Raw genomic sequence first — 20,298 nt, 5'->3', positions numbered from 1 at the left:
TTCGAACAAGCGGTTCTCCATGTGATTATTCTCTGCCGACGTCTTTTGCCATGGAAACATAACCGCGTAGCGGCGGAATAATGATCGTAAAGGAAGCAATCGTTTGCAAGGCCCGCTCATGTATGGCCTCACTTCCCCATGCGAAAAAAAATCCCGCTCTATTCGTATAGAGACAGGATACTTGCTAACTTTGATGAAATTATGAGTGATTTGTGAAAATTATGTAAAAATCACATCTCCTCACTCAACGGAAACATCAGCTTGAAATCGGTCCCGGCGCCGGGTTTGCTGGTCACGCTGATGCTCCCTTTCATCCCGCTGACCAGATGCTTGACGATGGTAAGGCCAAGACCCGTTCCGCCCGATACCGATGTACGGGAATGCTCCACCTTATAGAAACGATCCCAGATTCGATGAAGCTCCTCCTGCTCCATCCCGATACCTGTATCCCTGACCCAGATGACGGCCTGATCGCCTTCCTTGTACATTTCTACCGTGATGATCCCGCCTGTCGGCGTAAATTGAATCGCATTATAGATTAAATTTTGCATGACTTGAATAAACCTGTCCGTGTCCAGCTCGACCATAACGGGTTCTTCCTTATAAGGAATCAACTCGTGAAGCACCAGCTGCTTCTCGTGAATCGGGGATTTCATGAGCGTAAGAACGTGGCCCAGCACTTCATTTAACGAGATCGGCCTCGTCTGAAATACATCGCTGCCGTTTTGAATTCTTGCCAGGTCCAGGAGGTCGTTCACAAGACGCTGCAGCCGCTGTACCTCATTGTCGCATATTTTCAAATAATGATCGTATTTCTCTACGGGAATGACCTTGTCATTCATCGCAATAATGAAGCCGCGTAAGGTCGTCAGCGGGGATCTCAGCTCGTGGGATACATTAGCCAGGAACTCCTGCCGCGCATCCTCCCATTGAACCAGCTGGTCCACCATGAAGTTAAAGCTCTTCGCCAACTCGCCGACCTCGTCCTCCGATGTGACGGGCACGCGCGTGGAGAAATCCCCTCCGGCCACCTCAAGCGCCGCACGGTTCATCTGCTGGAGCGGTCCGGCCAGCTTGCGGGATAAAATAAACAGAATGATAGCAACGGCAATCAACGAGAACACCAGCGGGACAATGATATTCCAGCGCACGGTAGCCAGCGCCTCGCTAACCTCCAATATCGGAACATTCAAAAACACAACGATCGGCTGTCCGTTCATTTGCGCAGGGGCATAATACGTCAATATCCCTTCCCGCGGCCGGTGCTCAAACTTGTATTGTCCCGCAACGAAGCCGGTCTGGCCCTTCAGTCCTTCGATAAACAAGCTGTCCATCGCACTCGGTATGACCGTGCCCTCCCGCTCCGACGATCCGTTCAGCACATTTCCTTTGGCATCGATCAGCCACACCTGGCCGTTGATGCTTCTAGCGATAATTCTAATGCCGAAGCGAAGCTCCCGAGTGGAGATCGTCCCGTCCGCAACGGAAGGCAGCAGCTTGGTCACTTCGGCCATCCGGGAAGAAAGCAAATCCTTCTTGTCCTTATATAAAAGATCTGTGAAATAACTGTTCCAAAAGAGCGCCAATCCGATAAAAAACAGGATACATGTCGCCAGGAACGACAAAAAGATCTTGATATAAAAGCTTCGGTACCAGCGTTTAAGCATGACGGGAGACCTCGAAGGAGTATCCTATGCCCCATAAAGTTTGAATGGCCCAGTCGGGATTCGTGCCGAGCTTCTTGCGCAAATTTTTGACATGGGCATCGACTGTTCGCGTGCCGCCGCTAAAGTCAAAATTCCACACATACCCGAGCAAATCTTCCCTCGAGTAGACTCGGCCCGGGTTGGAAGCCAGGAAATGGAGCAGTTCAATTTCTTTGGGCGTCAGATCTATCCGCTCCCCTCCGATCGTCACTTTATACTGCTCCGGGTCCACCATGAGTGTCCCTATCCGAAGAATGGTTTTGAGAGGTTTCGCCGAGGATGACATCACAGAAGCGGTCTGAGCCTGCGTCCTGCGAAGCACAGCCTTGATTCGGGCGATGAGCTCGTTAGGATCGAACGGTTTGACAATATAGTCATCTACACCGAGGTTAAACGCCCTCAGCTTATCGATCGATTCCCCCTTGGCCGTCAGGAAAATAATAGGCGTAGCTGACAGCGGCCCCGGTTCATTGCGGATATCACTGCATAGCTCGAAGCCCGACTTGTCTGGCAGCATGACGTCCAGCAGTACGATATCCGGCGTCTGCTCCCGAATCATCTGCATCACATCATTGCCTCTATACACGATAAAAGGCTCGTAACCTGCATGCTCCAGATATAATCGGATCACTTCTACAATATTCGGTTCATCGTCTACGACGACGACTTTGCCAAGCTTCGTCAGACTGGTCATGAGGATCTACCCCGCTGCTGCGCTTTATTCAAACGGCTTTGCTCCCTTTCTGCAATGACAGAGCTCCGGTCACGAAGCTTATGCTTATGAATCAGCCTTCCATTGGAGAAGTCGCTGACGCATTGCCAATGCAGACTGCTTTCCTCGCAGTGTTTTCTGCAAGCCTCTACAAGCTGTACATCCGTTAAAGGCAGATTGATATCTTCGAAAACGGGAGCTTCGGCAGCTAGCTGGGTCAGCCGTTCCTGAAGCATTGACCTTAGCGATTTCGGATCGATGCCAAGCGCTTGCATTCCTTCGTCAGTCAGATTCGTCATAGCGCTGGCCATCATTTTTCGCGCTCCGTTCAGGTTATTTCTCCGTTGATGGTAGAGTGCAACGGCAATTTGAATAAGACCGACATAGCAAGAAGCCAGCGGGTCTCCCGGATGCTCCTTCCAGTAAGCTTCCATAACCTCATGGCATTCGAAATAATCGCGTTCCGCGTGGAAATAAATTAAATAATCGATATAAGCTTGAGGATATTGTGACATAAAGCAACCGCCTCTTATGGTTGAATAATAGTTTTTTATATTTTACTAGTACCATTGTACCAAGAAGGGATAAAAACTGAAACCTTTGCCCAGATTATTCGTAGTAACTTTTAGAAACGCTCTATTTTTACAAAATTACTTGGAGGGTCAAGACTATGTGGAAACGATTATCAATCATCATGATGGCTTGTGCCGTAGCTTTCTCGTTCAGTGCGGTTGGCGTTGCGGATGCGGCTAAGTACAAGTCGCCGAAGAAGAGCTACAGCCCGAGCAACACGACGCAAACACCGAATAGCGGTGTGAACAAGAACGATCCTGCTGCTTCGAAGCAGACGACCAACGGAACGACGAATCCTACGACAGCTACCAAGCCTGGATTTTTTAGCGGCGGCGGCTTCTTCAAGGGGATGCTCATCGGCGGTCTGGCCGGCATGCTGTTTGGCGGATTGTTCGGCAACATGGGAATGCTAGGCAATATTCTCGGATTGCTGGTCAATATCTTGGCGATCTTCGCTCTGATTGCCATCGTGGTCAAGCTGGTACAATATTTCCGGGATAAGCGCAAATTCAACAACCAGCCTAAACGCTATTAATTCTGAAAGAAACGGCGAGGTCCTAGTTATTATGAGATTATCGGAACAGGATATTATTAATGCGATTTGCGTTCATTTTGCGGAGCGCAAGCAAATTCAGCCTAATCAGGTTGAAGTGGAGCTAATGTTTGACGATGATTACGGCTTTTCCGCCGAAGTGTTCTCGGAAGGCAGAAGTCAAATTATTATCGCCGCCAACATCCTGGAGGCGATCGAGCGGTATTTGCTGACTCAGATGAACATCCGGGTATTCCGCGATCAAATCCAGCTGAAGCTTGAAGATGAGATCGTTGCGGATATAGCCTAGCTGTCACGCCCCCAAGCAAGAGCCATTCAGCTCCTGCCTGGGGTTTTTTTGTATTGCAAAAGCTGCGAATCTTACTTTCTACTAATTACCATCGCAACTTCTTGGGGTGGTTGAGCGTTTAATAGGATAGATTTAGTAGAAAGAGGCTGATGCATGTTGAATCGCAAGACCGTACTGATCGTATCTGTCATGGCTTTGTTCCTTTCTTCCGCTGGACATGCTATGGCTGCGGACAAGACGTCCAAGTACCGGGTCTATCAGGACGACCGGATTTTGCTCGAAACCTCCGATTACAAGACTGCGGAGAACTATGCTAAGCAATTTGCCAGCAGTCACGTGGAAGATATTGCTTCCCGCAAATGGCTATGGAACAACTACCCCCGTTATAAAGTATATCAAAACGGCTACAGCCGCTCCTCCTGGGAATTCGCTACACTGGACCAGGCCAAACGGGAAGCGGCTAACTGGACGCATGCCAGCATAAGAGACCTGCAATCGGATGGTTGGGTGTGGAATAATTACCCTAAATATCAGGTATATCAAGGGGATAACACCATTTCCTCGTGGCAGTTCGCGACGCTAAACGAGGCTATGGCGGAAGCGGCCAAATGGAGCAATTCCCACATTATTGATTTGACCAATCACCAGTGGGTATGGGATAACCTATCCGCCGATACCAAGGCTGCGCTCCGTTCCGGAGATCGAATCTATCGCGTCTACCAAGGAACGAATACCAGCGACGCATGGTCGTTCGCTTACCTGGAGGACGCTATCCAGGAATCTTTGAAATGGTCCAACTCGACCGTTGTGAACACCTCGAAGGGGAATCAAATTGTATTTTCCAACGTCAAGACGTATAAGGTGTATCAATACAACCAGTATTTGGACTCCTTCCTGAACGTAGAGGATGCTATCCGTTACGCACAGCAGTATGCCCATACGAATATTGTGAATGAGGATCCGGGACAGCCAGGCTCCAAGCCGGTCATATGGTCTAATTATCCGTATTATCAGGTATATCAGAGCGATAACTGGATCTCGGACTCCTCCAGCATTACTAATGCGGTCAGCTATGCGATGGGCTACAGCAACGCGTCCATTCGCCTTCTGGATGACGGCACCAAGATCTGGGATAATTTCAACAAGCTGCAATTTTGGGGCTGGAACGGAAGCTCCAGCAATGATACGATCCGGAGTCAGGTCAGCAACACTGCCGGGCTGGATGTCGTTTCACCGACCTACTTTACATTAGCGGATGCTTCAGGCGCTTTAACGGATACGTCGAACAAGGATACGGTTGCGTGGCTTAAAGCCCAGGGCTACTCGGTTCAGCCGCTAGTGAGCAATCAGTTCGATTCCGCGCTGACTACTCAATTCCTGTCCAGTGCAGACGCACAGACTAAATTCATTAATGCTATAGTTAACAAAGCGTCCGCTCTTGGCGTCAACGGCTTGAATATCGATTTTGAGAGCTTATCGGGCAAAGATCGGGCCGCATACACCGGCTTCATTCAAAAATTGACCGACACCGCCCACCAGAAAGGGCTCCTGATTTCCATCGACCTGCCTCGCGGCAGCGCCAAATGGAATGCCCAAACCGCATTCGACCATGAAAAGCTCGGCGGCATTGTCGACTATATTATCACCATGACGTATGACCAGCATTGGAAAGGAAGTACGGAAGCCGGCTCCGTTGCAGGCTTGCAGTGGGTAGAGGAAGGAATTCAGGAATTTCTCGCTTACGGCATCCCGCGGGACAAGCTGATCATCGGCATTCCGTTCTATGTTCGTGAATGGCAGATTGACAGCTCCGGCAATCTTGTTAATAACCGCGCGCTATTAATGAAAGATTTGCCTGCCCTGATGGCAAGCAAAAATGCGACGAAAACATGGGATGACAAGTTCCAGCAGTATCGGGTGCAGTATACTCAGGATGGGGATACCTACGTATTCTGGCTGGAAAATGAGGATACGGTCAAAGCCCGTCTGGAATTGGCAAAGAAATACAATTTGGCCGGCGTTGCCGCTTGGCGTCTAGGCTATGATACAGCTGATCTGTGGAAAACAATGATTCAGGAAAAATAATGATGGCATAAGAAAACCTCACAAAATTAGCCTTGGCTTTGACGCAGCTTCAGGTACTTTGCGGGAGTCCCGTACTTATATTATTTTCTATGTAAAAAAGCTCCAAACGATGCGACGAATTGTTGTCGCTATCCGTTTGGAGCTTTGTTCTTTCCAGTAGGTCCGGATGCCAAGCAAACGGCCTGGGTCTACGCTCTCATGGTCCCTGCTGCATTTTGAAATAGGTCTGCACCGTTTATTTGCATGAACCGTTTAAATGATTTCACGTCACGGGGAGCTTCCTTCCCTTGTCTCAAGGATTCAGGCAGCGCGCTCCATAATTCCAGAAGTATGGGCTGCTCCAAGCCGAGCAGCCTCAGCTCCTCTTCTTGGCGAAATATTTCATACGGTGTCCCTTCCCTCACACACCGGCCTTTATCCATGACCAATACCCAATCAGCCCAGGCATAGGCCAAATTCATATCGTGCGTAGCCATGACGACCGTAATGCCTTGCAGGTGTATGCGGTCGAGCTCTTCTATCAGCTGCTGCTCGGAACGCCGGTCCAAATAGGCGGTCGGCTCGTCCAGCAGCAGCAGCTCCGGTTCCAGCGCCAATACACCGGCCAGCGCAACCCTTTTCTTTTGCCCCAGGCTCAAGTGATGCATCGGTTGATCCGCCAGCTGCTCCAGCTCCATAGCGACGAGCATCTGATTCGTTCGGCGGACAATCTCCTCTTCCCTCATACCGGCATTACGCAACCCATAAGAGATATCCTCTGCGGGAGTATTCAATATCAGCTGCTGTTCGGGGTCCTGGAATACGAGGCCGATCTGCTGCCTGAGCTGCCTGAGTGTACCTCGATCATAGGAAAGCGGCTTCCCCTTCCAGACCAGCTCCCCTTCCACCGGACGATGAATGCCAATGGCCTGTAAAAAAAAGGTAGACTTCCCCGAGCCGTTATGGCCGCAGATCGCCGTTTTTTTCCCCTCAGGTATATTCACGTTCAGATTCTGAAGCGCCTGAGAGGCTGTGCCCGGGTAGCTGTAGCTTAGACCACGTGCTTCCAATATCGATTTCATCCGATTTCCCTCCATCTAAGCCAGCATTCCAACCCTGCCAGCAAAATCCAACCGATGCTGCCTTCCCACTTATACCTTGCCGGTACCTCCCCGACTTGGTAAGGGGCCATTCGAATCTCTTCGGTGAAGCCCCGGGACACCATTCCGTTCGCCAGCCCTTGATAGCGCTGCATGGTTTTGGCAAACATCCGGACGATTAGCAGGGCCGTGTCTCTCAGTCTTCCTGTGAAGCCCTGCTGCCCTCCCCTAGCCCGTTGAGCGGTATACATGTCATGAGCCGTATCCAGCAGAAGAAACAAGAAGCGATAAGTGATCAGCATCAATTCGAGCACCAGAGAAGGCACCCGCAGCTTTTTCATGACCTGGAACAGCTCCGGCATGGGTGTAGTCAGAATCAACAGCATGGATGCGGCTACGCAAGCCATAATTCGGCACAGCAGCTTCACCGTCAGCTCTACGCCCGATGGATTCAAACTCAGAGACCAATGAGAATAAGCGAGCAGCGTCAGGCCTTCTGCCCGGAACTGCCCTTGTTCAAATGAATGAATTTCCAACAATAAAGCGGGCAAGCTTGCTGCAAACAATAGAAGCGAACTGAACAGAAGTGTACTATATAACCTGAGCGGAACCTTGGCATAACCTGCAATCCATGCCGAAATCCAGATGAACATCAGAAGCTGAACAACAGGATGAGACAGATAGGACAGCAGGAGCAAAAGAGCAGCGAAACCGCTTTTCCACATGGGAGAAACGGCTCGCAGCTTATTGCTATAAGAAATGACGTCGATTTGTTTAATCATGGTTACGCTTGGTCGCTCTTCCTTTGAATAAACCGATCGTGTATCCGATAAACCCGGCTCCCAGGGCGGCCTGCAGGGCAAACAGCATGCTTTCCGTTTCCGGAGGAGGCTCTATGAAGGAAGAGAACCAAGGTTCGTAGGACGGATGCAGTGATTTGATCACTTCCTCGGCCGCATCATCCGCGCCTCCGAAATCCCCTTTGACAAGCAGCAATGGTAAAGCGGCCAATAAGACTACGGCAGCCAGTATCAGCATATTTTTCGAGCTGGTTTTCATGATTCGCGGGCTCCTTTCATTTTGCGTTGAAGCAGGGACAATTCATTCGGGCTGTAAGCTTGAAGCCAGTTCCAGATCAATACCGTCAGAAGGCCTTCACTGATAGCCAGAGGGATTTGGGTAATGGCAAAAATACCACCGAATTTCACGAAGGAAGCCGCGATACCCCCCTGCTCCGCCGGGAATGCCAGCGCCAGCTGCATGGAAGTGACTACATAGGTGGATAAATCTGCCAAAGCTGCTGCTATGAAAATGGACCATTTTTGTTTCCCTGTCGCCTGCATCATCCATCTGTAGACAAAATACCCTACGACCGGTCCGGCAACAGCCATCGAGAACGCGTTGGCTCCCAGCGTCGTTAATCCGCCATGTGCCAATAGCAAGGCTTGAAACAGCAATACAATGGAGCCTAATACACTCATCGGCAGAGGGCCGAACATCACAGCTCCGAGACCGGTTCCGGTCGGATGCGAGCTGCTGCCAGTGACCGAAGGGATCTTCAGGGCAGATAATACGAAGGTGAACGCTCCGGCCAAGCCCAGCATAATTTTGAGCTCAGGGGTTTCTTTCGTAATGCGGATTAAAGCTCTCAATCCTAGAATAAAGAAAGGAATGAAGACGACCCACCAAAACACAGCCCAGCCGAGCGGCAAAAAGCCCTCCATAATATGCATGGCATAAGCCGATTGCGGCTCATTAACCATCAGGTACAAGACGAACCCTAACACCAGCAGCAGGCTGCTGGCCCATTTTCTTCTACTCATCCGATACATCCTCCATAATAAATGTGATGAAACAAAAAGACCTATCCAGCAGGATAGGTCACGGGTACGCGTGAAAATACGACAACACCTCTAATGTTTGCCGATTCATTCTCGTACACCTCTCCTTTCCGCGAAGGGATCTGGGTGCATACCATCAGGTAGGTCTCCTGGCTTACGGATCGTTGCTTCTTTCGCCTTCCCCGGCGTTGCACCGAGTGACATTATGAAAGAAACTCCCCGTTTACAGTGGCGGGACCGCTCGGGATTTGCACCCGATTCCCTGTTACCCTTTGTCTTCACAAAGGCACCTAATGGATATTCATGATCCAATAATATTAGTAACGCTATTCCATATTCGTGGTATGTCGTCGAATTCCTTCTTGGAATACAAAAAACCTCCTTGATAAAAAAGGAGGCTTTCCATTAAGGAGGCCGTTCTTAAGAAGAATGCAGCACTTCTTCCAGCTCTTCCAAATCCGTAATCGGGGAATGACATGCAAAATTCTCACAAACATACGCCGTCGGCCTGCCGCCGATTGCCTGTTTGTCCTGAACTACAGGGAGGAATTGACGAACCTTCTCGCCTTCTTCCCCCGGCGGGACCAAGAATACGGAGGAGTGGGGTCTGAAGCCTTGGCGCACCGCAGCAAGCATCTCCCTGGTTGTCCCGGATTCCGGATCGCCGGCAATGACAATCTCGCTGGAAGGACTGTACGCATAATCCAGAGCGATCAGGAGCATCGAATGCCCTGTCGGATACCGTTCAACCGAGCCTGCGAAGGCTTGCAATTGCCTCTCGGCAATCTGCGACAGCCTGGCGTCATAAGTCAGCTTGGAGAGCTTTAAGAAATTCATGGCCGCCACCGCATTGCCGGAAGGCAGCGCACCGTCGTATATCTCCTTGTTCCGGGAAAACAGCTGCTCGCTGTCGCTTCCGTAGAAAAACAAGCCGCCATGTTCCTCATCCCAGAATAATTCGATCATCTGCCCGTTAAGCTCCACAGCCAGCTGCAGGAATTCGAGCTCAAAGGATGCTTCGTACAGCTCGATTAGCCCCCATACCAGGAACGCATAGTCATCCAGGTATGCGGCGAATGCCGCTTCTCCATCCCTGTATCTGGCGAGCAGCCTTCCATCCGGACGCCTTAATCGGGAGACAATAAAACGAGCTGCCTTGGCAGCCGCTTCCAGATATTCAGGCCGTTTCAGCACTTTATAGCCTTTGGACAAGGCCATGATCATAAGTCCGTTCCAAGAGGTCAGCACTTTATCGTCCTTACCCGGATGTACGCGCTGCTCACGGTATGCAAACAAGGTTTGTCGGCATCTCCCGATGGTTTCAGATAATAGATCGGGATCCAATCCTTTGAGCCGGGCATAAGTCTCCACATCATGCTGGATCAAGTTAGGAATATTTTGACCTTCAAAATTGCCTTCCTTGGTAATGTCATAAAGGTCGCAATAAAGCTCGCCGTCCTCGGGGCCCAATACCTTCAGGATCTCATCCTGCTCCCATACGTAGAACTTCCCCTCGTGCCCTTCCGAGTCGGCATCCTCCGCAGAGTAGAAGCCGCCTGCCGGGTCGGTCATATCCCTAAGCACATAAGCGAATATCTCTTCGGCCGTACGGGAATATTTCGTCTTGCCTGTCAACTGGTAGGCTTCCAGATAGGTCCAGGCCAGCAGCGCGTTATCATAGAGCATTTTCTCAAAATGCGGGACCAGCCACTTCTCGTCTACAGAGTATCTTGCAAATCCGAAGCCGACATGATCATACATACCGCCCCGCTGCATCGCATCCAGTGTCTTCTCTGCCATCTGCAGCGCAAGCTCTTTGCCGGTGCGATGGTAATAGCGCATAAGAAACGAAAGATTATGTGAGGTAGGGAACTTGGGTTTATCGCCAAAACCGCCATACGTGGAGTCAAATAGCTCCTCATACTGGGCATAGGCCTGATCCAGCGTGCGCTCCGAGATCTCGCCCTTCAGGTTCGATAGCATCCGCTGCTCCACTTCCGTCACAATCTGATCGCTGGTCTCGATCACCCGCTCCCGGTCTTCCTTCCACTTCCCCGCGAGCCGCGGCAAAATATCCATCATTCCGTGACGCCCGTAGCGACGGTTTTTGGGATAATACGTCCCGGCAAAAAACGGCTTTTTCTCCGGCGTCATCACAATCGTCAGCGGCCATCCGCCCTGCCCGGTCATCGCTTGACATACAGTCATGTAGAGATGATCCACATCGGGTCTTTCTTCGCGATCCACCTTGATCGATATGTAATGCTCATTAAGAATAGCCGCGACTTCCTCGTCCTCGAACGATTCGTGCGCCATGACGTGGCACCAGTGGCAGGTTGAATACCCGATGGATAAGAAGATGGGCTTGTTCTCGCGCTTGGCGATTTCGAAAGCTTCCTCTGACCAAGGGAACCAGTCTACCGGGTTGTGTGCGTGCTGAAGCAGGTATGGCGACTTCTCCTTGGCTAATTTATTGGATTTGCCGTTCGTTGTCATGGGGCCTCACCTCCTTGGTTGCTGGAATATTTTTGTTATAGATTCCAGTTTAGCATACCACCTTGAAAAGAAAAAACCTTCCATAGGGTGCGGAGGTTTGGCTGCGGCAAGAACGGTGATTTTTATTTGTCTGCCCAACGAAATTCAATTCCAAGCCCTGCAAGGACAGCAGCTTTTTCAAGACCCACCTCAGATTTAATAGCTCCTTCTGCATGATTTGTATTTTGTTCCATATTAAAGTTAGAAAAAGTTACAGTAAGTGGTTGTATGTCCAACTAATTTTCGGAGGTGAGCTAACTAGGAATCCTGTGATCCCACAAATCGAAAATGAAAGGAGTTTTGTCATGTATAGCAGGAGGCTTTCCCTACCTTTGTTGATCGGCCTTACCATCGCTGTCTTGGCGGGCTGCAAGGATGTACCGGCAGTTTCTGAGCTAAATCCGCAAACGAACAAAATATCCGAATCCGCGGATAACGAACTGTTTATTTTTACGGGCGATCAATTGTTTAACAAACGCTACACCAAGGAAGAAAACTTTGACAAGCTTATCGGACAGTTTATTCGAAAGCGCTTTCTCGATATCAAGATTAAGCATGTTCAATGGGATAATCCGGGCAGGCGGTACGAGAATTTGATTGCTGCGGGAACGATCCCCGACATTATTCTGGAGGATGCCCGGCGGAACACGTACCGGTCTATCCGCAAGAACAATCTAGAATGGGATATGACCGAGCTGGTCAAAAAGTACAATTTCGATACCGGCAAATTGGATCCGGCCTGGCTCCGTCAATCGGTCAATTCGTCGGACGGAAAGCTGTATTCTCTACCATTTGAAGGAAGCGATTATTTGCTTTATTACAATAAGGATATCTTTGAAAAGTTTGGGGTGGATTACCCTAAACCAGGGATGACGTATGACGAGATCTATGAATTGGCGAAGAAGCTGACTCGTCAGGAAGGCGAAATTACCTATAAAGGCTTTCAGCAGCACCCTGCCTACTACATGACTTATAACCAGCTTTCCGAGCCCGCGCTGGATCCAGAGGAAGATAAGGCTTCCATGGTCTCGGACGTAAAGATTGTAGACAATCTCAGGCGGTTTTACGATATTCCCGGCAACCAGTTCACTACGGTGAAGGACTTTCCCCGAGGCCATATGGCTATGGCGGTGGATGTGGAAGAGAGCCTCGTAGGCTGGATGCAGACTAAGAATTTGAATTTCGACGTCACTTCCGTTCCCGTGTTCGCGGAGGCGCCAGAAGCTAAATACCAGCCCTATTCGGTAGGTGCTTTTATTACGAACCAATCCCAGAAGAAAGATCTTGCCTTCCAGGTTATTGCTTATCTTCTTTCGGAAGAAGTTCAAATCGAACGCGCCAAGCAAGGCATCAGTTCTCCCTTACTCAGCCCGGCCGTTCAACAAGCGTACGGGCAAGGTTTGCCGGAGCTGAAAGGTAAAAATCTGCAGTCGTTGTTTGCCTTAAAGAGCGCCATGCCTGCTCCACGCAAACCGGGTCTGACTTTTATCGATCCCAAGACTTCCTCGGTTTTCGAGCCTCTGATCTTTAAGGAGTCGAAGGACAGCCAGACGGCGCTGCGGATGGTTCAGGATCAGATGAACGAAGCGATTCAAGAAGCCAAGGATATGGAAAAGCAGGGCATGGGTAACCCCCATTTGTAGAGAACGCAACGCGGCTGCCGACCCATGTCTGCAGCCGCATCCTAGTCCTGAGCGGATCATCCGAAGATCAGACTTCAAATTCCCACGCCGGGTTCCAGACGATTTCCCACAAATGATGGTCCGGGTCCATGAAATGACCGGAGTAACCTCCCCAGAACGTATCATGCGCAGGATCGGTTATAACAGCTCCGGCCTTATGGGCCAGTTCCATAATTCGGTCCACTTCTTCCTTACTGCCCACATTATGCCCGATCGTCATTTCGGTAGAGCTCGGCGCTGACAATGGAACCTTGGCTTCGTGGGAGAGGTCGCGGCGATTCCAGATGGCTAATTTTACACCCGCTTGCAAATCGAAAAAGGCAACCGCCCCATGCTCAAATTCCCTGCCTATGATCCCCTGTGTGGGCAACCCCAGACCATCCCGGTAAAAGGTCAACGACCTCTCTAAGTCATCTACTCCTAGTGTCAGCACAGATATACTCGGCTTCATTTCGTTATCCTCCATTCCATAGTTATGCTTCTATTATTTCACAGGCAAACCTGGTTTGATTGTAAAAAACGGACAACTACACAAGTACTTCTCCGGGAGTCATTCCATAGAAACGTTTGAACTGGCGGATAAAATGCGGTTGATCATAGTAGCCGTAGGATAAAGCCATTTCACTGAAAGGGATACGGTTGCCGCCATACCATTCCCGTAATAGATATTGAAACCGAATGATATCTAGCATTTCTTTCGGGCTGATCCCCAGCCCTTCCTGAAAGATTCTTCTAACCGTCCGTTCGCTGTAACAATGTTGATCCGCCAAAGCTTGAACCGTCGTGCTGCCCCGATTAGCATAGATGTACTGCATGAAGGTTGGCAGAAGCGAATGGGAAGAATCGTCTAAATTCAGCAGCCATGTCTGCAAAATGGACTCAACCTGTTCGATTATCTCGGAAATACCCTCCGATGAATGTACTTCATCTACAAATATCTCCCCTTTCCTTCCCCATAAATCTGTCAGTAGTACGGGATTTCCTGTCAGCTCAGAAACCGGATATCTCAGCAACCGAGATACTTTATCGGAATAAAATCGGATCCCGAACATGGATGTCGGTGCAGATAAGGTCATCGTTTCATAGTTGGTCATGATTCCTACCACGAAGGCACCTTTTGACGTAGAGGTGGCCTGGAGATCCATAATAATGTCTACGCATCCGTCCGGTATGATACGGTGCAAAGCATTATAATTTGCTGCACAAGTGTGCAAAGTCCAATAACAAGCCACATAAGACTCTAAGCCTTTACCCGGCATGTATTCGCGATACTGGTAAGGAGAAGATTCCGAGAATCTGCGTTGAAGGACAGGCGGCTGGATAGGGTAAAACCGTCGCATAGCATTCCCCACCTTATTTTTGATTGGTAAGGTTTGTTTCTTTCCTCGATTTGTATACTCCGTGGCATTAACGTTATTGGAAAGGATTCGGCCGTTTTTCGGGAGAAACGCGTTTTCCCCACAGAGTGGAAACTATGACCCTATTTTCTTCGAACAGCGAAGAAAGGACGAGCTCATGCCCGTTTAATTCATGCTCCATGCTTTCCAGCAGATCGTCAAAAACACGGACCACGTCTTCATAATCATGCTTGAAATACAATTTGCCCGACCGCCCGATGGCTGCAACGGCAGGATAGTAATAGCCCGATTCGCCTAAACGGAAGCAGTCCTCTTGAGCAAATTTCACTATGTCATGATAATCTTCCGTTGAAGTTAGCTCCTCAAGCGCATCCGGCGTGAAATCAAACGTATAATCGTACCAGGAATCGGAGAATGAAGAATCTTGGTTATGATGATATTTGAAATAGACGGTGTCATCAATGCCGGCAAACTCTTGCAGAAAAGCCTTGGCGCTATCGAATAAATCAATGCCTTGTTCCTTGCAGCGTCGTTCAAAGCCCGAAATATCTACGTGCCTGCCTTCATGCCAACCCGCTTTTTTCAGCAGCAATTTCATCTGCTCCCTCTTGTTCGGTTTCTTCATGGCTTGTTCCATCTGTCCTCCTCCCCGACTCTATGAAAAGCATTGCTAGGTTTTCAGGAATCTGATATATATATTTCATGGTAATTTTTGTCATAGTCAGTCATTGAAAACAAGGAATTCGCAGGGTTTGGTAAACCGCATGATAATATTTTAAAAGGAGTGATTCCTATTTCTATTCTTATTCGTCCATTAGAACAAAGAGATCCCTATGTCGTGGATCAAATCATGGCTGAGCATCCGCTTCAATTCCCCGCATTTGTTAGAAGTCGATATCCCGAACGTTGGAACGAGTACTTGAACGCCCGTGACGATAGAAGAAGCGGATATTATGTTGCTCAGGCGGATGAAGTTGCGGGTCATGCCGGATACGTATTGAACGAAGAAGCCGGTTTATATGAGATCGTGGGAGTCGCCGTGAGTAAGAACCGCCAGCGTCAAGGTATTGGCGTTCAACTGATCAAGACGATCTGCAATAAGCTGCATTCGCTGGGGGAAGATCAGGTTATTTTGTATACACTTGGTCATATCGGTAACGAAGATACCTTACATTTTTACCGAAATATCGGTTTTAAAGAAACCTTATTGGAAAAGGATTTTTTCAAAGCCGACTTTCACCGGGTTACCTTCATCAAGGATTTGCCCTTTTAAATCATTCCTGACGAGAATTGGCCTTGGGCCCTGATGCTGAGCCTTCCGCAGGCAATCGCACCTCAAATAACGTACGGATCAGGCTGCTTTGGGCTGAAATGGTTCCATGATGCTTAACGACGATGTTTTTTGCAATGAATAAGCCAAGCCCTGTACTTCCTTCTTGATGGGTTCTTGCTTTGTCTCCGGTATAAAACATATCAAAGATATGTGGCAGCTCATCTGACGGGACAGGATCACCGTAATTTACGACTTGAACAACCACTTCCTTCTCTTCCTTATGGCCTATAATATCGATGAACTTACCGTCTTTCCCATACCGTACGGCATTCGTCAGTAGATTCTCGAACACTCGCGCCAGCATGTCACCGTCCCCCCTAATGTTGAGACCCGGAGCCACTTCCAAACGGGTGATCAGGTTGTTTTTCTCAAAGAGAGGGTACAGCTCCTCGTTCATTTGGCTGAGCAGCTCGCTTAGATCAAGCGGATTCATCTCGATCGTCAGCTTGCCGTAGTTCATTCTGGTCACCTCGAACAGCTCGTCAATCAGCTTCTCCAGCCGCTGCGACTTGGTGAAAGCAATGCTCGTATAATGCTGCACTTGTTCCTGGCTCAGCTGATCATCCTTCAAAATAAAATCCAGATACCCTAGCACGGAGGTAAGAGGCGTACGCAAATCGTGGGCCAGATTCAGGATTAACTGCTCCTTGCTCGTTTCCGCGAAATCTCCTCTCTCCACCGCCTGCTTTAGCTTTTCGCTCGCCAGATTGATGTCTCTGGCAATATCCCCGAACTCATCATTGGTCGGAATATAAATTCGACTGTTAAAGTCACCATTAGCCAGCTGGTAAATACCGTTCGAAATTTCGTGAAAATACATGGCGTATCGTTTGGTCAGAAGAAAGAAAAATAAGACCGAAAGGGGGACAAAAATAAGCAAGAAGCAGTTTATATCGCCTACCTCTCTCATGAAAAAACGAACCTTTGTCAAAGGATCTTCATACTTGGTCGTGTGGTAATACATTTGTAGAATTTTATAGAGCAAATAAGTTATACTTCCGGAAAATAACATGCTCAAGCCAAACAGCAGGATCATTTTCGAGCGGAAGCTGCGAATCATTTCAGCCATGAAATCAAAGGTTCACTCCCCAAGCGGAACCGAAATGGATGAAGCCTATTCCTTCCGCATTTTCTAAAAAATCGTGGTTATGCTTATTGTACCGAATTGGCAGCAAAAAAGACAATTCAATGAAGAACCGCAACAAAAAGAGGATATGGAGAAGTTTTTCCTCAATAGGAAACTCCATATCCTTCATGATGGGGTGAAGCTGCTATCGTTTAGGCTCTTTTGACGACGGGAATCCAGATTTCACTTTTATAATTCGGGGAAGAGGTATCTTTATGCTCGTTCCACAGAATTTCCGGACCCTCGGTCAGCTCATAGCTGGAGGATGGAAACCATTCGGAATAGATACGGCCCCAGATTTGCTGGAGCGTTTGTGGGAATGGGCCGACAGCTTCAAAAACCGCCCAGGTCGTTGCAGACACCTCGAGCGCCTCCCAATGAGCCGGACATTGCTGTGTCGTTGCCACGCCGATATAATGGTCCAGCTCCCCCTTCTCTTCCATCCGGCCTTCGGCAAAGTTCACGGACGCGCTAATCAAGCCCGATGGCGTTACATTGGAAAGCCGTTTCAGCTCGGCAATGGACTCCGGGGTCAAGCTCTTCCACATAGATGCAATCTCCGGGTTAACCCCATGAAATTGGATGGGAACTCTCTTCTTCAGCCCGACAATACGAAAAGCCTCTTTCTCTTCCAGACGGTAGTTCATTTCGCTTCCTCCTTGAACAGTAAGTTGAAAGGACATGCGGGGAAACGCCTTTAACGACTGGCCTTTATTTCTTGCTTCCGACGGCGTAATGCCATGCAGACTTTGAAAGGCTCTTGCAAATGAATCCGCTGAATCGTATCCATATTGAATGGCAATATCGATGACTCTGGCCTGGCTGTTCGTAAGCTCCAATGCGGCAAGAGTAAGCCGTCTGCGCCGGATATACTCAGACAGCGACACACCGGCAAGGAATGAGAACATTCTTCGAAAATGATATTCCGAGCAATATGCGAGCCTGCATACTTCCTGAAAGTCAATCTCATCTGCAAGATGCTCCTCAATATAGCTCAACGCTTTGTTCATATGGTCTAGCACGTTCATCGGCTTCCCCTCCTTCACATCTAGATTAGCAGATGCTTTCTTCAACCATCCGACATTTCATGCACAACATCATCGGCGGAATTTCTATGATCTCCATTCCAATCGGTCCGTGCCCCTTCAACGGATAAATAAGAGACCCCACCTTGCAAAAGATGGGGTAATCATGATGGCCTTGCTTTAGATCACATGCGCTGCAGAAGGGTCCTCTCCAATGTTTGAAGCATTTGCGGGTAGAGCTTGGTTAACTGATGAAATTCTTCACGTCGTACGGATAGTAAGACGGCAGGACTTATGGAGCGAACGGTCGCATTACGGGGACTGTTAGTAAGCAGCGCAATTTCGCCGAAATGATCGCCATCCTGGAGAACCGCGACCCGCTTGTTCCCTTCGCCGTCCACATGCTTCAAGATCTCCACCGAGCCTCGGACAATGATGTAACACTTAGCTCCCTCTTCACCTTGACGAATGATCGTCTCCCCTTCCGGGATTCTTTCGGTTATAAATAACGGAGCTATGCTTTGGAGCAGCTCCACTCCAATTCCTTCGAAGAACGGAAGCTTGGACAGTCTTTCCGCATCCACCGTAACGCTAAGTCCATCCTGCGACAAATGGAAGCCATGCTGCTTCTCCCACAACGTCAGATAGGTCCCGTGAAGCTGAAGAAGCTCCTGATGAGTTCCGGATTCAACAATCTGTCCCTTCTCGAATACATAGATCCGATCGGCATGGATGACGGATGCTAGCCGATGAGTAACCGAGACGATGGTCATCTCTCCGCGCAGCTGCTGAATCAGCTGATTGATGTCTGCTTCCGTGGCCGGGTCCAGCGCGGACGTGACCTCATCAAGCAGGAGCAGCTTCGGCCGCCTTAGAAGTGCCCTTGCAACAGCCATACGCTGCCGCTCACCGCCGGATAAGGTCCCGCCTTCTTGATGAACCCATGTATCGTATCCCTCAGGCCATGCGGATATGACGTCGTGAATTTTGGCCATTCGAGCGGCTTCCATCATTTCTTCATCAGAAACATTCTCGCCGTCCAGCACCAGATTATCACGGACCGTTGTATGAAATAAAAACGTATCCTGGGAAACAAGCGTAGACAGCTTGCGTAAAGAACTCTCGCTCACCAATCTTATATCATGACCATGAATAGAGATGGTTCCTAGCCTCGGATCGAAGTACCGTGCTAGGAGCTGTAAGGCCGTACTTTTTCCAGACCCGCTCGACCCGACAAAAGCAACATAGGCCCCCGCCTCGATATGCAGGCTTATCTCTTTTAATTGAAGAATGTGATCATTGTAGCCAAAGGCAACCCGATCCATACAAACGGATGGTACAGTTATAGGAAGGTCTATTGGCTGGGCCGCCTCAATGACCTCGGGACGTTCGTTGAACAGGTCTCCGATACGCCGGAAGCTGATCTGCGATTCAATCCAGTTAGGGTACAGGTACGTCAGGTTGGACACGGATTGCCCGACATTCATAAATAAGGTAAAAAAGGCCATAAAGCCCCCAACTGTCATCTCGTCATGGAAGATCAAATAACCCCCGAAGCCAATCATAGTTCCATTCAAAATAAGCAGCGTCGTTAGCGGCATCCGTTCCATGATGGAATTGGTTAGGTGCAGCTTGAACCCCAAGGTAAGCAGCTCTTGAATCTGCCTGGCCGCCAGTGCCTTGAACCGATTGTGCAAGTGCAGTCCTTTTATCGTTTTATGGCCTTTAACCATCTCATCAATGGTGTTAGAGAATCGCTCCTGTGCTTCCTTAAAGCGGATATTCGCATGCTCCGCCCTGTGCTGCATCCATCTGGGACCAACAATCATGAGCATAGAGCCAACAAGAACAGCAAGCGTCAGTTTCCATTCAAGCGATAACAGTAAAGCAATTCCTAGCGTAACGCTCATAGCTTCCCTTAATAGCAGCGGCATCACCCCGCGGATGACCCGTTCTATAGAACCCATATCCGAAGCAAAGCGGGTTACCAAGTCACCGACACGGTACCTCTGGAAAAAGGGCAGCGATTGCAGTTGCACATGGTGGAACAGCTTCATTCTCAGGCCGCGAATCATCTCTCCGCTCAGCCTGCCCAAGGATAGATCCCCGCTTAACCCTGCTGCAATGTTCAACAAGCCCCCGCCAACCAAAATACCCAAAATGATAAGAAATATACGAGGATTTTTGGGAATAAATGCATCATCTACCATATATTTAAGACTCAGAGGCGCCGCTACTGCATAGGCGACTTCTATGATTATACTGAGAATAAAGATTACGCTCAGCAGCTTATATTTCATTACATACTGCAGTAATGTGGACATAACGTTCAATCTGGATCGCGCCTCCCCGTTATACTAGATTACCGCAGTTTAAACTGGCTGTAAACGGTATTACAGAT

At 49.1% G+C, this 20,298-nt stretch carries 19 protein-coding genes and 1 riboswitch; of the genes, 5 read left to right on the top strand and 14 right to left on the bottom strand.

The window, feature by feature from the left end; all coding sequences use genetic code 11:
* Window positions 1–230 precede the first annotated feature (230 nt).
* The 3 genes from B1728_RS04805 to B1728_RS04795 are packed head-to-tail and all read right to left on the bottom strand — an operon-like array spanning window position 231 to window position 2,933.
* Window positions 231–1,667 carry a sensor histidine kinase gene (locus tag B1728_RS04805; RefSeq protein WP_079909059.1) on the bottom strand — a complete coding sequence of 479 codons (1,437 nt, stop codon included), beginning with the start codon at window positions 1,665–1,667 and terminating at the stop codon, window positions 231–233.
* A complete protein-coding gene (locus B1728_RS04800) occupies window positions 1,660–2,400 on the bottom strand; it encodes a response regulator transcription factor (protein ID WP_079909058.1) in 741 nt (246 codons plus the stop codon). Before B1728_RS04800 ends, B1728_RS04805 begins: the two co-directional genes overlap by 8 nt.
* A complete protein-coding gene (locus B1728_RS04795; RefSeq protein ID WP_079909057.1) occupies window positions 2,397–2,933 on the bottom strand; it encodes a DUF309 domain-containing protein in 537 nt (178 codons plus the stop codon). The genes B1728_RS04800 and B1728_RS04795 overlap by 4 nt, the downstream gene beginning before the upstream one ends.
* 155 nt (window positions 2,934–3,088) lie before the next feature.
* Here B1728_RS04795 and B1728_RS04790 point away from each other — a divergent pair, with 155 nt between their 5' ends.
* From B1728_RS04790 to B1728_RS04780, 3 genes are all read left to right on the top strand, one after another.
* Window positions 3,089–3,526, top strand: coding sequence for a hypothetical protein (locus B1728_RS04790; RefSeq protein ID WP_079909056.1), 438 nt, complete (start codon window positions 3,089–3,091; stop codon window positions 3,524–3,526).
* Window positions 3,527–3,557: 31 nt separating this feature from the next.
* Window positions 3,558–3,833: a YxcD family protein gene (locus B1728_RS04785; RefSeq protein ID WP_079909055.1), complete on the top strand. Its 276-nt coding sequence runs from the start codon at window positions 3,558–3,560 to the stop codon at window positions 3,831–3,833.
* Between the two features lie 153 nt (window positions 3,834–3,986).
* The gene (locus B1728_RS04780) at window positions 3,987–5,918 is read left to right on the top strand and encodes a glycosyl hydrolase family 18 protein (protein WP_256865236.1); all 1,932 of its coding nucleotides are present in this window, start codon (window positions 3,987–3,989) and stop codon (window positions 5,916–5,918) included.
* A 188-nt stretch (window positions 5,919–6,106) separates the two neighbouring features.
* Here the strand turns inward: B1728_RS04780 and B1728_RS04775 are convergent, their stop codons facing one another.
* From B1728_RS04775 to B1728_RS04755, 5 genes are all read right to left on the bottom strand, one after another.
* Window positions 6,107–6,979: an energy-coupling factor ABC transporter ATP-binding protein gene (locus tag B1728_RS04775; RefSeq protein ID WP_079909054.1), complete on the bottom strand. Its 873-nt coding sequence runs from the start codon at window positions 6,977–6,979 to the stop codon at window positions 6,107–6,109.
* A complete protein-coding gene (cbiQ, locus tag B1728_RS04770) occupies window positions 6,976–7,779 on the bottom strand; it encodes a cobalt ECF transporter T component CbiQ (protein WP_079909053.1) in 804 nt (267 codons plus the stop codon). The genes B1728_RS04775 and cbiQ overlap by 4 nt, the downstream gene beginning before the upstream one ends.
* Entirely contained in the window at window positions 7,772–8,056 is a 285-nt protein-coding gene (locus B1728_RS04765; protein WP_079909052.1) for an energy-coupling factor ABC transporter substrate-binding protein, read from the bottom strand. The genes cbiQ and B1728_RS04765 overlap by 8 nt, the downstream gene beginning before the upstream one ends.
* Window positions 8,053–8,820, bottom strand: a complete 768-nt coding sequence (locus B1728_RS04760; protein ID WP_079909051.1) for an energy-coupling factor ABC transporter permease — start codon at window positions 8,818–8,820, stop codon at window positions 8,053–8,055. The genes B1728_RS04765 and B1728_RS04760 overlap by 4 nt, the downstream gene beginning before the upstream one ends.
* A gap of 140 nt (window positions 8,821–8,960) precedes the next feature.
* Window positions 8,961–9,147: riboswitch (cobalamin riboswitch) on the bottom strand.
* Between the two features lie 111 nt (window positions 9,148–9,258).
* Window positions 9,259–11,334 carry a thioredoxin domain-containing protein gene (locus B1728_RS04755; protein ID WP_079909050.1) on the bottom strand — a complete coding sequence of 692 codons (2,076 nt, stop codon included), beginning with the start codon at window positions 11,332–11,334 and terminating at the stop codon, window positions 9,259–9,261.
* A gap of 371 nt (window positions 11,335–11,705) precedes the next feature.
* On the opposite strand from B1728_RS04755, the gene B1728_RS04750 reads away from it, so the two are divergent.
* Entirely contained in the window at window positions 11,706–13,016 is a 1,311-nt protein-coding gene (locus tag B1728_RS04750) for an ABC transporter substrate-binding protein (RefSeq protein ID WP_256865235.1), read from the top strand.
* 67 nt (window positions 13,017–13,083) lie between these two features.
* On the opposite strand, the gene B1728_RS04745 is transcribed toward B1728_RS04750, so the two are convergent.
* The 3 genes from B1728_RS04745 to B1728_RS04735 form a co-directional block, all read right to left on the bottom strand.
* A complete protein-coding gene (locus B1728_RS04745) occupies window positions 13,084–13,506 on the bottom strand; it encodes a VOC family protein (protein ID WP_079909048.1) in 423 nt (140 codons plus the stop codon).
* A gap of 76 nt (window positions 13,507–13,582) precedes the next feature.
* Window positions 13,583–14,395: a helix-turn-helix transcriptional regulator gene (locus B1728_RS04740; RefSeq protein WP_079909047.1), complete on the bottom strand. Its 813-nt coding sequence runs from the start codon at window positions 14,393–14,395 to the stop codon at window positions 13,583–13,585.
* Between the two features lie 73 nt (window positions 14,396–14,468).
* Window positions 14,469–15,050 (bottom strand): SUKH-3 domain-containing protein, encoded by a 582-nt coding sequence (locus B1728_RS04735; RefSeq protein WP_079909046.1) that lies wholly within the window; start codon window positions 15,048–15,050, stop codon window positions 14,469–14,471.
* Window positions 15,051–15,251: 201 nt separating this feature from the next.
* Here B1728_RS04735 and B1728_RS04730 point away from each other — a divergent pair, with 201 nt between their 5' ends.
* Complete coding sequence (locus B1728_RS04730; protein ID WP_256865234.1) at window positions 15,252–15,686, top strand: GNAT family N-acetyltransferase; 435 nt, start codon at window positions 15,252–15,254, stop codon at window positions 15,684–15,686.
* A gap of 1 nt (window position 15,687) precedes the next feature.
* Here B1728_RS04730 and B1728_RS04725 read toward each other — a convergent pair whose 3' ends face one another.
* From B1728_RS04725 to B1728_RS04710, 3 genes are all read right to left on the bottom strand, one after another.
* Complete coding sequence (locus B1728_RS04725) at window positions 15,688–16,815, bottom strand: sensor histidine kinase (protein ID WP_079909045.1); 1,128 nt, start codon at window positions 16,813–16,815, stop codon at window positions 15,688–15,690.
* Window positions 16,816–17,024: 209 nt separating this feature from the next.
* Window positions 17,025–17,900, bottom strand: coding sequence for an AraC family transcriptional regulator (locus B1728_RS04715; protein WP_079909043.1), 876 nt, complete (start codon window positions 17,898–17,900; stop codon window positions 17,025–17,027).
* Between the two features lie 182 nt (window positions 17,901–18,082).
* Window positions 18,083–20,221 carry an ABC transporter transmembrane domain-containing protein gene (locus B1728_RS04710; RefSeq protein ID WP_256865272.1) on the bottom strand — a complete coding sequence of 713 codons (2,139 nt, stop codon included), beginning with the start codon at window positions 20,219–20,221 and terminating at the stop codon, window positions 18,083–18,085.
* Window positions 20,222–20,298: the final 77 nt, after the last annotated feature.

The organism is Paenibacillus sp. 32352 (assembly GCF_002042965.1).
Classification (GTDB): Bacteria; Bacillota; Bacilli; order Paenibacillales; family NBRC-103111; genus Paenibacillus_S; species Paenibacillus_S vulneris.
Note: the sequence above shows the minus strand (reverse complement) of the source record. Positions and strands in the feature narration are given on the sequence as shown.

Bases quoted from the DNA above. Each gene is read 5' to 3' on its own strand.
- B1728_RS04710 (WP_256865272.1), bottom strand. From the start codon at position 20,221: ATGTCCACATTACTGCAGTATGTAATGAAATATAAGCTGCTGAGCGTA.
- B1728_RS04760 (WP_079909051.1), bottom strand. From the start codon at position 8,820: ATGAGTAGAAGAAAATGGGCCAGCAGCCTGCTGCTGGTGTTAGGGTTC.
- B1728_RS04765 (WP_079909052.1), bottom strand. From the start codon at position 8,056: ATGAAAACCAGCTCGAAAAATATGCTGATACTGGCTGCCGTAGTCTTA.
- B1728_RS04785 (WP_079909055.1), top strand. From the start codon at position 3,558: ATGAGATTATCGGAACAGGATATTATTAATGCGATTTGCGTTCATTTT.
- B1728_RS04775 (WP_079909054.1), bottom strand. From the start codon at position 6,979: ATGAAATCGATATTGGAAGCACGTGGTCTAAGCTACAGCTACCCGGGC.
- B1728_RS04725 (WP_079909045.1), bottom strand. From the start codon at position 16,815: ATGGCTGAAATGATTCGCAGCTTCCGCTCGAAAATGATCCTGCTGTTT.
- B1728_RS04735 (WP_079909046.1), bottom strand. From the start codon at position 15,050: ATGGAACAAGCCATGAAGAAACCGAACAAGAGGGAGCAGATGAAATTG.
- B1728_RS04795 (WP_079909057.1), bottom strand. From the start codon at position 2,933: ATGTCACAATATCCTCAAGCTTATATCGATTATTTAATTTATTTCCAC.
- B1728_RS04780 (WP_256865236.1), top strand. From the start codon at position 3,987: ATGTTGAATCGCAAGACCGTACTGATCGTATCTGTCATGGCTTTGTTC.
- B1728_RS04745 (WP_079909048.1), bottom strand. From the start codon at position 13,506: ATGAAGCCGAGTATATCTGTGCTGACACTAGGAGTAGATGACTTAGAG.
- B1728_RS04740 (WP_079909047.1), bottom strand. From the start codon at position 14,395: ATGCGACGGTTTTACCCTATCCAGCCGCCTGTCCTTCAACGCAGATTC.
- B1728_RS04790 (WP_079909056.1), top strand. From the start codon at position 3,089: ATGTGGAAACGATTATCAATCATCATGATGGCTTGTGCCGTAGCTTTC.
- cbiQ (WP_079909053.1), bottom strand. From the start codon at position 7,779: ATGATTAAACAAATCGACGTCATTTCTTATAGCAATAAGCTGCGAGCC.
- B1728_RS04715 (WP_079909043.1), bottom strand. From the start codon at position 17,900: ATGAACGTGCTAGACCATATGAACAAAGCGTTGAGCTATATTGAGGAG.
- B1728_RS04805 (WP_079909059.1), bottom strand. From the start codon at position 1,667: ATGCTTAAACGCTGGTACCGAAGCTTTTATATCAAGATCTTTTTGTCG.
- B1728_RS04800 (WP_079909058.1), bottom strand. From the start codon at position 2,400: ATGACCAGTCTGACGAAGCTTGGCAAAGTCGTCGTCGTAGACGATGAA.
- B1728_RS04755 (WP_079909050.1), bottom strand. From the start codon at position 11,334: ATGACAACGAACGGCAAATCCAATAAATTAGCCAAGGAGAAGTCGCCA.